This is a genomic window from Amphritea atlantica, assembly GCA_024397875.1.
GTDB lineage: Bacteria > Pseudomonadota > Gammaproteobacteria > Pseudomonadales > Balneatricaceae > Amphritea > Amphritea atlantica_B.
The window spans coordinates 2,543,223-2,555,413 of the sequence record CP073344.1 but is presented as its reverse complement, the minus strand read 5'-3'; the positions used below and the strand labels follow the sequence as shown (position 1 = coordinate 2,555,413).

At 50.2% G+C, this 12,191-nt stretch carries 10 protein-coding genes; 7 read left to right on the top strand and 3 right to left on the bottom strand.

Annotated elements, in window-relative coordinates; all coding sequences use genetic code 11:
- Positions 1-18: 18 nt before the first annotated feature.
- Positions 19-654, bottom strand: a complete 636-nt coding sequence (locus KDX31_11800; protein UTW02042.1) for a helix-turn-helix transcriptional regulator — start codon at positions 652-654, stop codon at positions 19-21.
- A gap of 306 nt (positions 655-960) precedes the next feature.
- Between KDX31_11800 and KDX31_11795 the strand changes: the two genes are divergently transcribed.
- The 5 genes from KDX31_11795 to KDX31_11775 all read left to right on the top strand — a co-directional run bounded on the left by KDX31_11795 (position 961) and on the right by KDX31_11775 (position 8,905).
- Entirely contained in the window at positions 961-2,340 is a 1,380-nt protein-coding gene (locus tag KDX31_11795) for an L-serine ammonia-lyase (GenBank protein ID UTW02041.1), read from the top strand.
- 37 nt (positions 2,341-2,377) lie between these two features.
- Entirely contained in the window at positions 2,378-3,682 is a 1,305-nt protein-coding gene (locus tag KDX31_11790) for a serine hydroxymethyltransferase (GenBank protein UTW02040.1), read from the top strand.
- Between the two features lie 68 nt (positions 3,683-3,750).
- Positions 3,751-4,137 (top strand): glycine cleavage system protein GcvH, encoded by a 387-nt coding sequence (gcvH, locus tag KDX31_11785; protein ID UTW05382.1) that lies wholly within the window; start codon positions 3,751-3,753, stop codon positions 4,135-4,137.
- 161 nt (positions 4,138-4,298) lie between these two features.
- Positions 4,299-7,208: an aminomethyl-transferring glycine dehydrogenase gene (gene gcvP, locus KDX31_11780; GenBank protein ID UTW02039.1), complete on the top strand. Its 2,910-nt coding sequence runs from the start codon at positions 4,299-4,301 to the stop codon at positions 7,206-7,208.
- A gap of 1,163 nt (positions 7,209-8,371) precedes the next feature.
- On the top strand, positions 8,372-8,905 hold the full coding sequence (locus KDX31_11775; protein ID UTW02038.1) for an HD domain-containing protein: 534 nt from the start codon (positions 8,372-8,374) through the stop codon (positions 8,903-8,905).
- Between the two features lie 680 nt (positions 8,906-9,585).
- Here KDX31_11775 and KDX31_11770 read toward each other — a convergent pair.
- On the bottom strand, positions 9,586-9,789 hold the full coding sequence (locus tag KDX31_11770; GenBank protein UTW02037.1) for a hypothetical protein: 204 nt from the start codon (positions 9,787-9,789) through the stop codon (positions 9,586-9,588).
- 311 nt (positions 9,790-10,100) lie between these two features.
- Here KDX31_11770 and KDX31_11765 point away from each other — a divergent pair, with 311 nt between their 5' ends.
- Positions 10,101-10,682: an NAD(P)H-dependent oxidoreductase gene (locus KDX31_11765; protein ID UTW02036.1), complete on the top strand. Its 582-nt coding sequence runs from the start codon at positions 10,101-10,103 to the stop codon at positions 10,680-10,682.
- Positions 10,682-11,299, top strand: coding sequence for a DUF938 domain-containing protein (locus KDX31_11760; GenBank protein ID UTW02035.1), 618 nt, complete (start codon positions 10,682-10,684; stop codon positions 11,297-11,299). The genes KDX31_11765 and KDX31_11760 overlap by 1 nt, the downstream gene beginning before the upstream one ends.
- 167 nt (positions 11,300-11,466) lie before the next feature.
- Here KDX31_11760 and KDX31_11755 read toward each other — a convergent pair whose 3' ends face one another.
- A complete protein-coding gene (locus KDX31_11755) occupies positions 11,467-11,673 on the bottom strand; it encodes a cold-shock protein (GenBank protein UTW02034.1) in 207 nt (68 codons plus the stop codon).
- Between the last annotated feature and the right edge of the window lie 518 nt (positions 11,674-12,191).

Below are 12,191 nucleotides of genomic sequence, written 5' to 3'. Positions count from 1 at the left end.
AGCCACTAGCCACTAGCCTTATGCTGTAACCCAGAGTACCTCTGCATCTTTCTGGCTGGTTGAGACGAGCGCATGTCCCATTTCGCAGTCGTAATAGGCGCTGTCACCGGTGACCAGTTCGATCGGTTCATAGAACTCGGTGTAGAACATGATGCTGCCACTGAGTACATAGAGAAACTCTTCCCCGTCATGCCGTATCCAGTCCTCATACTCATCCCAGGAATGGGTGCGTACGGTGGTTTTGAACGGGATCATTTTCTTACTGGACAGCTGGGTGGCCAGCAGTTCATGTTCATAGGTGGGGGTCGGGTGTGGTTTACCCTCCCCATGGCGGGTTATATCGCGACGGCCTCCGCTGCCGGGGCTTTTCTTTTTGGGTTGTGTAAACAGCTGAGGGATATCGATTCCCAGGCCTTTAACCAGTTTATTTACTGCAGTGAAGGTAGGGGAGATCTGTTCATTTTCAATCTTCGACAGGGTTGAACGGGCCAGTCCTGTCAGTTTGCTGGCTTCTTCCAGTGTCAGGTTCTGACTCAGGCGGATCTCACGGACCCGTTTGCCCAGCTCAAGCGGCTCTACAACCGCTTCTGCATTATCCCGGGTAACCGAAAAGAACTGCTGCTCTTCTTTGAGAAACGCTGGCTTATCGGTCATCGGTTACTCCGTTTAATAGGTTAATGCTTTTCGGTTAAGGAGTCCGCGCTCCCTGTTTCCGATAATAGTACACAACCCCTCTGGGCATTGAAAGAATCGGTTATTTAGCGAATTAACGATTTATCGGGGAAAAGTTTCCTAAAAGAAACTTTTTGTTGATTTTAAGAAAATGCGCTGATAATCTGAGTCCCAATTGCTGATTGGCTTGTTTGAAACTGAGATTTGGGTGTATGACCGACCCGGATGTTTCAACCGGTCAGGTTGCAGAGAATAGAAGTCTCTATCATCAGGCTGGAGTAGTTGTCAGTGGCTTTAAGTATTTTTGATCTGTTCAAAGTAGGCATCGGGCCTTCGAGTTCTCATACCGTGGGGCCGATGGTGGCCGCAAACCGTTTTCTGGATGAGTTGCAGCAACGCCAGCAGTTTGAGCAGGTCTGTAAGGTTAAAGTGGGACTCTATGGTTCACTGGCGATGACCGGTACAGGACACTCAACGGATGTGGCTGTGCTGATCGGTTTGATGGGTGAAATGCCAGACCGGGTCGATCCGGATCAGGTGCCGGTCTTTGTAACGCAGATTCAGCAAACCGGTCAGCTGAATCTGGCGGGAAAACGGTTGATTGAGTTCCGGGTTGCTGAACATCTGCCGTTTCACTTTGGTGAGTCTCTGCCTAAGCACCCGAATGGTATGCGTTTTCAGGCGTTTGACGCAGCGGGCCTCGTCTTGCACGACGCGATCTATTACTCCGTTGGTGGTGGCTTCGTGCTGAGTGATGCAGAGGTCGATCAACAGAGCTCCATTGAGGATAGTGTGACGCTGCCCTATGAGTTCAATAGCGGTGCCGAGCTACTGACGCTGTGTAAACAGAATGATATGAGCGTTGCTCAGCTGGTGATGGAAAATGAACGGGTCTGGCGCAGCGAATCAGAGGTTAACGCTGGATTGCGAAATATCTGGCAGGTGATGGATAGCTGCATTCGACGTGGTTGCGCGGAAACCGGTGAGCTGCCGGGTGGTCTGCGGATAAAGCGCCGTGCTCACGAACTCAGTGAAGAGTTGCGTAACAGCCCGGAAGCATCGTTTAAAGATCAACTGACCGTCATGGACTGGATAAACCTCTATGCGATGGCTGTGAATGAGGAAAATGCCGCCGGTGGCCGGGTTGTGACTGCGCCGACGAACGGGGCTGCCGGGGTTATTCCGGCGGTGCTGGCGTACTACGATCGCTTTGTCCACGGCTCCAGTGAGCAGGGTATCTTCGATTTTCTCGCTACGGCTGCTGCGATTGGCATGTTGTACAAGAAGAACGCCTCTATCTCGGCTGCCGAGGTCGGCTGTCAGGGCGAGATCGGCGTGGCCTGCTCGATGGCCGCCGGAGCGCTGTGTGCGGTTATGGGGGGCACCATTGAACAGGTTGAGAATGCTGCCGAGATCGGTATGGAGCATAACCTGGGACTTACCTGTGATCCTGTTGGCGGGTTGGTGCAGGTCCCGTGTATTGAGCGCAATACCATGGGCGCTGTTAAAGCCATCAATGCTGCCCGGCTGGCGATGCGGGGCGATGGCAAACACCATGTATCCCTTGATTCTGTTATAGAGACGATGCGTCAGACCGGTGTTGATATGCAGGACAAATATAAAGAAACCTCGCAGGGCGGGCTGGCGGTTAACGTCGTGGCCTGTTGATTTTGAACCGCTTGAATCTGAATAGAGAATAACAACGATGAATAACACTGAACTGTACCGCGGTGACGCGATATGTGAGGCCTTTTTTACACAGAATCTGGCTGAGCGGGATGCGGAACTGATGGCCGCGGTAAACCAGGAGTTTACCCGTCAGGAAACGCAGATTGAGTTGATCGCTTCAGAAAATATCGTTTCTAAAGCGGTGATGCAGGCCCAGGGCACTGTGCTGACCAACAAGTATGCAGAAGGCTATCCGGGGCGCCGTTATTACGGTGGTTGTGAATATGCAGATAAAGCGGAAGGGTTGGCAATTGAGCGTGCCAAGCAGCTGTTCGGCTGTGAATTTGCCAATGTTCAGCCACATTCCGGTGCTCAGGCCAACGGTGCGGTTATGCTGGCACTATTACAGCCAGGCGATACGGTTATGGGAATGTCCCTGGATGCGGGTGGTCATCTGACCCACGGCGCCCGTCCGGCATTGTCGGGTAAGTGGTTTAACGCCGTTCAGTATGGTGTTTCCAAAGTGGATAACCGGATCGATTATGATGCAGTAGAAGCGCTGGCGGTTGAATGTCAGCCGAAGATGATTATCGCGGGTGGTTCTGCCATTCCCCGCGTAATCGATTTCGCCCGGTTCCGTGAGATTGCCGATAAAGTGGGTGCCTTTCTGTTTGTTGATATGGCGCACATCGCCGGACTGGTTGCGACCGGTGTGCACCCGAGTCCGCTGCCCTATGCCGATGTTGTGACAACCACCACCCATAAGACTTTGCGGGGCCCTCGTGGTGGCATGATCCTGTCCAATAATCCGGACATTGGTAAAAAGATTAATTCAGCGGTTTTCCCCGGATTGCAGGGCGGCCCCCTGATGCATGTTATCGCTGCCAAGGCGGTGGCCTTCGGTGAAGCGCTGCGTCCGGAATTCAAAACCTACATCGATCGGGTTGTTGAGAATGCACAGGTGCTGGCCGGGGTCATGGTTGAACGAGGCTGCGATATTGTGACCGGTGGTACCGACACCCATCTGATGCTGGTGGACCTGCGTCCCAAAGGCCTTAAAGGGAATATTGTCGATGCAGCCTTGGAGCGTGCCGGCATCACTTGTAACAAAAATGGTATTCCGTTTGATCCTGAAAAGCCGATGGTGACCTCGGGTATACGTCTGGGTACACCTGCGGGAACCAGTCGCGGTTTTGGTACCGAAGAGTTTCGCCTGATCGGTAATCTGATCAGTGATGTTCTGGATGGACTGGTGGCCAACCCGGATGACAACTCAACAGTTGAAGCGCAGGTGCTCGCTCAGGTGGAAACCTTGTGCAAACGCTTTCCGCTGTATAAATAAACCTATAATCAAACAAACGTTATGCCGGTGCTGAGTCTGTGCCGGTGTTGATCTTTAAAGGACATACAATTATGAGCATTCCATCTAACTACTGTTTTGCTTCAAGCCATGAATGGGTTCTGGATAATGGCGATGGTACCGTCACTATGGGTATTTCAGATCATGCACAGGAGCTTCTGGGCGATGTGGTTTTTGTTGAACTGCCGGAAGTGGGGCGTGAAGTCGATGCCGGAGAGGAGTTCTCACTGGTTGAATCAGTCAAAGCCGCTTCGGATATCTATTCACCGGTAACGGGTGAGGTCGTCGCGATCAATGAAGCGCTGGAAGATCAGCCTGAAACCGTGAATAACGCGCCTTACGATGGTGGCTGGATCGTTAAGATTAAACTGGCTGATGCATCTCAGCTGGATGGTTTGCTGGACGCCGAGTCCTATGCAGCTACGATTGCAGAATAGATCTGATCTGTGCTGATAGCGTTTATCAGTTAAGATAACCGCTATCACTGTCCCCCGATCAGGTCTTTTCGCAAACGCGGGATGGTAAGCAGAACCATCCCGCACCCTTTATTTTGAGATTAGCGGCCCGCGCTGCTGATCAGTTTAAGCAGGTTATTGTAATGGCTACTGATATATCTACTCCTGTTGCTTCCCTGAGCACGCTTCAGCAGACGAAAGAGTTTACCCGGCGACATATAGGTCCGGACACCCATCAGACCGCGGCGATGCTGGCTGAGCTGGGCCTGGGTTCGATTGAGGAGCTGATGGCTCAGACCGTGCCTGACTCAATCCGGCTGGATGATGCGCTGGCGATGGAAGGTGCGCTGTCTGAAGCGGATGCGCTGGCAATGCTGCGCAGCCTCGCTGATCAGAACAAGGTGAACCGCTCCTATATCGGTATGGGCTATCACAATACCCTGGTACCCAATGTGATTCTGCGTAACGTTATGGAAAATCCGGGCTGGTATACCGCCTATACGCCATATCAGCCGGAGATCTCTCAGGGCCGTCTGGAAGCATTGCTGAACTACCAGCAGGTGGTAATGGATCTGACCGGTATGGATCTGGCCAATGCCTCATTGCTGGATGAAGCGACGGCAGCGGCTGAAGCGATGACCCTGTGTAAGCGTTCCAACCGTAAAAAAAGCGATACCTTTTTTGTCGCGGATGATGTCCATCCCCAGACAATCGATGTGATCAGAACCCGGGCAGAATATTTTGGTTTTGACATTGTTGTTGGCAACCCACTGACGGATCTGGAGGGTTGTGATGCCTTTGGTGTCCAGCTGCAATATCCGGGCAGCTATGGGGATATTACCGATATCAAAACACTGATCGAAAAAGCCAAGGGACAGCAGGCGATGGTTTCTGTTGCTGCTGATCCGTTAGCGCTGGTGCTGCTGAAATCCCCCGGTGAGCTGGGTGCGGATGTCGTATTGGGGTCATCTCAGCGTTTGGGTGTGCCAATGGGTTTTGGTGGCCCGCATGCCGCGTTCTTTGCTGCCAGTGAAAAACTGAAGCGCTCGGTGCCCGGGCGGATTATAGGTGTCTCTATCGATGCCAACGGTAACCAGGCGCTGCGGATGGCGATGCAGACCCGCGAACAACATATCCGTCGTGAGAAGGCGACCTCTAATATCTGCACCGCTCAGGCGCTGCTGGCAAATATGGCTTCCTTCTACTGTGTGTATCATGGTCCTGAAGGCCTTAAAACCATCGCCGAGCGGGTGCATCGTCTGACTGCCATTCTGGCTAATGGTCTGAACGCCAAAGGGGTTACGGTTAACGATAGTTATTTTGATACCCTGACGCTAACCCTGCCGGAAACCGCTGCCGAGGTCTATCAGCGCGCGCTGGATGCCGGTTGTAACCTGCGTCAGACCGCTGCAGATAAGCTGGGTATATCGCTGGATGAAACCACCCGTCCGGCGGATATCGCCGATCTGTTTGATATTGTTCTGGGTGAGGGTCATGGGCTGTCGGTTGCTGATTTGGACGCAGAGATCGTCGCGGGTGCTGCAACGGGTATTACCGCTGAGATGCGTCGTGCCGATGCCATTCTGAGTCACCCGACGTTTAACAGCTATCACAGCGAAACCGATATGCTGCGGTATATGAAAAAGCTGGAGAACAAGGATTACTCGCTGGTGCACGGCATGATTCCGCTTGGCTCCTGCACCATGAAGCTGAATGCGACCTCCGAGATGGTTCCGGTCACCTGGCCTGAATTTTCCAGTATTCACCCCTTCGCACCGGCAGATCAGGTGCAGGGCTACCACGAGATGCTTCGCCAGCTGGAGCAGCAACTGGTGGAGATCACCGGTTATGATAAGGTCTCTCTGCAGCCAAACTCGGGTGCCTCCGGGGAGTATGCCGGTTTGCTGGCAATCCGTAAGTATCAGGAGTCTGTCGGTGAAGGGCATCGCAATGTCTGTCTGATACCATCCTCTGCTCACGGGACGAATCCGGCTTCGGCTGCGATGATGGATATGAAGATTATCGTTACCCGCTGTGACGATAAGGGTAACGTCGATGTTGCTGATCTGCGTGCGCAGGCCGAGTTGCATAAAGACAACCTGTCCTGCCTGATGATCACCTACCCATCCACCCACGGGGTGTATGAGGAGGATATCGTCGAGATCTGTAACATCATCCACAAAAACGGTGGTCAGGTGTATATGGATGGTGCCAACATGAATGCTCAGGTGGGGATCTCTAAGCCGGGCCTGATCGGCTCTGACGTGTCTCACCTTAATCTGCATAAAACGTTCGCTATTCCCCATGGCGGCGGTGGCCCGGGTATGGGCCCCATCGGTGTTAAGAGTCACCTGGCGCCGTTCCTCGCCAGCCATAAAGTCACTCCGGTAGAGGGCCTCAACCCTGACAACGGAGCCGTAGCCGCAACCCCTTATGGTTCGGCGTCTATCCTGCCGATTACCTGGATGTATAACCTGATGCTGGGCAAGTCAGGCCTGAAACGTTCAACGCAGATAGCGATTCTCAATGCTAACTATATGGCGGAGAAACTGTCAGGGCACTATCCGATTCTCTATCGGGGCCGCAACAACAAAGTGGCCCATGAATGCATCGTCGATATTCGTCCGCTTAAGGAGGAATCCGGTGTAACCGAAGAGGATATTGCCAAGCGACTGATGGATTATGGTTTCCATGCCCCGACCATGTCGTTTCCGGTCGCCGGCACTCTGATGATTGAGCCGACCGAATCTGAGTCCAGGGTCGAGATTGATCGTTTTATCGATGCGATGATAAAGATTAAGGCGGAGATCGATCAAGTGAAGAGTGGCATCTGGCCTGCAGATAACAACCCCTTATGCCGGGCGCCACATACTCAGGCGGATATTATGGTTGATGAGTGGGAGCGTCCCTATTCACGGGAAGAGGCTGTATTTCCGAGTCAGGCAACCCGGGAGAACAAGTTCTGGCCAACCGCAAACCGTATCGACAATGTCTACGGTGACCGCAACTTTATCTGCTCCTGTCCTGCTATCGAAACCTATATGGAAGACTGATTATCTGTCGTCTGTTAACAATTAAGTTTGTGACTTGATCATACGAAAAACGGGCCTGGGGCCCGTTTTTTTGTGAACCCGAATACAGGTATCTGCGATGATAATGATCAGCACAAAGTAGAAGGGTAATCCCCATTTTTATTGACGTTAAAATTTTACTGTTCAGGTAAGATGTAGCATCTGTTATGTGAACACATATTCAGGTTGTGTCGCTCGGCGGGTCAGCATTAATTGTAACGCCACGATATATCAGACAAGAAACGGCACGAACATCTTAGTCTGCTTAATGTAGTCCTGATAGGGTGCTCCGAAGAAGCGAATAGATTCTGTTTCTTCCACCCGTGCGGCGATGATTAAAAACAGAGAGGCTGCCAGCGCTAATATCCCGCCTGGCCAGTCCGGATGTTTGACCCCCCCCCCACGCCAGCCACAGAAGAGAACTGTACATGGGATGGCGTATATAGTGAAAGATGCCTGTGGTGATCTGTGTGGTTGTCTTCTCAAAAGTCAGTAGCGAAGAGTCATTTTTCCGGTGTTTAACCGGTTTACCTTTTGTTGTTAAAGCGTTAATGCCCAGGACCAATGGGAAGATAGAGATAATAAGCAGGGACCATGAGATTAACTGGTACCATGCACATGGAGTGCGGAACCAGACGGTCGCATTGACGACGAACAGTGCAATAATGAACTCGAATGCAAAGAAACGATAAAAGCCATGAGATTGTGGTGCCCGAAGCGATGCCCGAAATAGGTAGGCGAAGCCGAGAGATATGACAATGAACGCAATTAGTCTGACTGCATTACCCTCCCACGCACTCCCAAAACATCCGATAGTTCAAGGAGAATCATGTTTCTATCTGATTCATTATTGCCGTTTCACTATAGTCGATAGTCAGGCAAACGCTGTGATTAATCAGGTGTAACGGTTCGTCATTAAACAGTTACATAGAGTTTGTCCTTTGAATCGGTCTTTTTAGTCAGTCTTGAAATCAGTTTTATAAACGGGTCCTTGCAAAAGGCTTCTTCCGAACAGCTTCCCGGACGGATCACGAAGCTGATTCGCCTTTTTTGTATTGTTTGTCAGACCGCTGATCATAATATAGCGGTAACGTCAGTTTAATATCTCTCAGGCATCGTGGTTGATATAACCTGTGGAGGTAAATATGACTGATATCTTTAGTAAGATCGCCAAGATCTATAACGAGATGGGCCATCATCATTATGGTGAGGGGGTCAGCCAGATTGAACATTCGGTGCAATGTGCCAGGCTGGCGGTAGAAGATGGTGAACGATCTGATATGGTTGTCGCTGCTTTGCTACATGATATAGGGCACTTGATTGGTGAGGTTAAACTGGGTCATGGTCATTTCCATCATGATCACGTCGGGGCTGATTTTCTCAGTCATTACTTCCCCCCTGGCGTCACTGAACCTGTGCGTCTGCACGCCAGTGCAAAGCGGTATCTGTGTACCACCGAGGCCGGTTATATTGATAGCCTTTCAGAGGCTTCGCGTCACTCTCTGGACCACCAGGGCGGTCTGATGACGGAAGATGAAATCACTTCTTTTCGGGCAGAGCCTTTTTATGAACAGGCGATACGTTTACGGCGCTGGGATGACGAAGCAAAAGACGAGAAGCTGGCATCGACACCGTTTAACAGCTTTAGTGGTTATGTCGAAGATGTGTGCGGTGCCTGAAAAGTCCCAACCAATCTCAGCAGGCCTGTAGATACAAAAAAACCGCCAGCAGGCGGTTTTTTTTATAATGCTATTACTACAACTGAAACACCCTAATCATCAGGCAAAATGGGGGGGAGGCTCAACTTTCGGATAGTATCAGCCGAAGTAATGATTCCATATAAACAAATTTGGTGCCTGAATGTTATAAGTTCATATATATCATATGCTTATGGTGTATTTTTAGTTTTTTGCTCATGGCTCTCTGAGCTGCTTTTGTTAAAACTGTCCCCGATTGGATACGAGTATTGGGCTTTAATAATTATTTTCATATAAATCAATCATTTATACTGTATCCAGTTGGCGTCATCTGTTTAGGTTTATTGCGTTGACTGTTTGTTTCGATAGTCTGTTTCGATAGCCAGTTTCAGCGGTAACTGGCCGGTTGGCTGCAAGACTGATGATGGGGCTAAACTATGTATTTTGCTTATTTTAACAAAGCGTGATTTTTGAAAAGCACGGTGGTCTGCGGGGAGCGCGCCGGGAGCAGAGTCTGAAGGTAACAGCATCAGATGCTGGCAGGGCTTAACGGTTGCGGTTTTTAAACAAAAAAAAACAGGCCAGGGGCCTGTTAAAATAAGAGCGCTATAACATTACTGGCCAGTCTAAAGCCGGTAATACGCTCTCTAGAGAGAATCGTTTCAAACAGACGCAGTATCTCTGTCCATTGCTTGCATGGACATCTTGTAGTTTGTGCGGCTGGATAGGGGGCCAAAAGCCGGGGCCGCTGATTTAACACGGTCCTTAATGAATGCAAAGGCACTCAGAATAAGTTCCGCCTGAACCTGAGAGCGCATGCTTGCAGCTTGCTTATAGACGCTGTTGTGGGTTTGGGGAATTGCCATTTTACTCACCATCGTTTGAATTCAGTTCGGAGAATGCACTCAGACGGTCATGCTTGACCGGTCAGAACTGAATTCAGGAAACAGAAAGGGATCACCCTTCGGAATATGCTGCGCATTCTAGACTTTAGTCTGGGTTGTGTTAACTGATCAATTTTCAGATAAATGGTGAGTTAAATTCACCATAGAGGTAAGTATCTGTTTTCGTAACGCTATCTTGAAAATTTGAGTCAAAAGCCTGTATTTACCTGCTCTTTAGGCCTGAGTATAGTTGATTAAAATCTATTGAATCGATTTACCCTGGAGGATTTAGCATGAAGATACTGGCGTTATCAGGAAGTACCCGGGCGGAATCCTTCAACCGCAGATTACTTGACATTGCTGTGGCTGGTGCCCGGCAGGCCGGCGCTGAGGTAACGGTTGTGGACCTTGGTGAATATCCGATGCCTCTCTACAATCAGGATCTTGAATACAGCGAAGGCATTCCCGAAGCCGCTGTGCAATTGAAACGACTGATGGTAGAGCATCAGGGGTTGCTGATAGCTTCGCCTGAATACAATGGTTTTCCATCGCCGCTGCTAAAAAACACCTTTGACTGGCTCTCGCGTAAGCAGGCAGAGCACGAACCCCCCATGTTTGCTTTTCAGCACAAAATAGCGGCTGTGGTCTCGGCGTCTCCGGGGGCCGGTGGTGGAACCCGGGGGCTGACTATCTTGCGTATCTATCTTCAGAATCTGGGCATAATGACACTCCCCGGACAAGTTTCATTGGGGCGGGCGAGGCAGGCATTTCGCGAAGATGGCCGGCTGCACAATGATCAGATGCAGAAGGCTGCCGAGTCTTTAGGCGCTGACCTGTTCGATATTCTGCAAAAGCAATCTGACAGGTTCGAATGATGGTGATCGATACGAGTGGTTTTATCGGTTTTTCTCTGGCGTCGGCACGCAATTGCAAACCTATTTTAAAGGAGCTTGCCGGCTTGTTGAGAGGCGATGAGTCTGTTTTAGAGATCGGTAGTGGTAGCGGCCAGCATGCTGTTTATTTCGCTGAGCAGCTAGCGGGCCTCGCCTGGCAACCTTCTGAAATAGCGCCGCAGCTAGCGGTGTTGCAGACCAATCTTGAGGCTCATGGTGGCGCCAACATAAGTCCTCCGGTGCTTTTAGATCTGCGGGATGAAAGCTGGGGCGATAGCGTGTCTGGTGTTGATCTGATATTCACTGCCAATACGCTGCATATCATCAGTTGGGCTGAAGTCATTTCTCTGTTTGATCGCCTGGACAGGGTGCTTAAGCCCGGCGGCCGACTCGTTCTGTATGGCCCATTTCGGTATAACAATGCCTATACCAGTGATAGCAATGCCGACTTTGATCGTTGGCTGACAGCGCGTGATCCTGACAGCGGTATCCGTGATTTTGAAAAGGTCAGTTCGCTGGCGCTTGAGGCAGGATTGATGCTGGAGTGCGATATCAGTATGCCGGCTAATAATCAGTTGCTGGTCTGGAGGCAGGGATAAAGCGGCAGGGGTCCAGCGGACAATACTGTTTGGGGTCTGTTTTCACAGCGTAATAGCGGCGCTTATTTTCTGCACGGCTTAGGGGAGTGTAACAGCGGTCGGGAAGGCAGAAGGTGGCGTTGGAGGATAAGGCTGTAACCCGGAGGTTACAGCCGGGCGGTCAAACATTACAGGATAGTAACGTTCTCAGCCTGTGGACCTTTCTGGCCATCAGTTACTTCGAAAGAGACCTGCTGGCCTTCGTTCAGAGTCTTAAAACCATCGGAGTTGATAGCACGGAAGTGAACGAATACGTCAGGACCGTTATCCTGTTCGATAAAACCATAGCCTTTATCGGCATTGAACCATTTAACGGTACCAGTAGATGTAGACATAATTGTATTCCCTACAATAGTTTTTTTTTGAATAATTGTGCTCTGAATATAGTCAGATACACGGGTTAAGCTAAGAATGCAGGAACTACATTTATGACGAAGGGACACACAGGTTAATCTGATGGACTCTTTGGTGCATAAAAATCGGGCCTTACTTTCAAGCTGATTTAATTCTAAGACATTTGTGAAAATAGTAAAAGCGTTATTTTTAAATCGAATTATTGTTTTAACTTGTTGTATTTAAAGGGTGTTTTTCTTTTTTGTTGTGGCCTTTAAACGTCAGGTAATGGCTCAGGATTATTTTATCCTGATTTTTTTACACCGAAGTTAAGGTTAAGTTAAGGCGGATAAACACTGTTCACAACTGTGATCACTGCTCATATTCGACCGCTTCATGTTGTCTGCCTCTGCTCAGCGGCGTCGTTGGTATTGAAAAATACCGATCTGAATAGGGGGCTGAGTGTGGGTATACGCTACCCATTCAGGCAGGAGGGGGATGCAAAGGGTTGTGCCTTGCC

Coding starts and splice junctions, on each gene's coding strand:
- KDX31_11800 (UTW02042.1), bottom strand. CDS start 654: ATGACCGATAAGCCAGCGTTTCTCAAAGAAGAGCAGCAGTTCTTTTCG.
- KDX31_11790 (UTW02040.1), top strand. CDS start 2,378: ATGAATAACACTGAACTGTACCGCGGTGACGCGATATGTGAGGCCTTT.
- gcvP (UTW02039.1), top strand. CDS start 4,299: ATGGCTACTGATATATCTACTCCTGTTGCTTCCCTGAGCACGCTTCAG.
- KDX31_11775 (UTW02038.1), top strand. CDS start 8,372: ATGACTGATATCTTTAGTAAGATCGCCAAGATCTATAACGAGATGGGC.
- KDX31_11770 (UTW02037.1), bottom strand. CDS start 9,789: ATGGCAATTCCCCAAACCCACAACAGCGTCTATAAGCAAGCTGCAAGC.
- KDX31_11765 (UTW02036.1), top strand. CDS start 10,101: ATGAAGATACTGGCGTTATCAGGAAGTACCCGGGCGGAATCCTTCAAC.
- KDX31_11760 (UTW02035.1), top strand. CDS start 10,682: ATGGTGATCGATACGAGTGGTTTTATCGGTTTTTCTCTGGCGTCGGCA.
- KDX31_11755 (UTW02034.1), bottom strand. CDS start 11,673: ATGTCTACATCTACTGGTACCGTTAAATGGTTCAATGCCGATAAAGGC.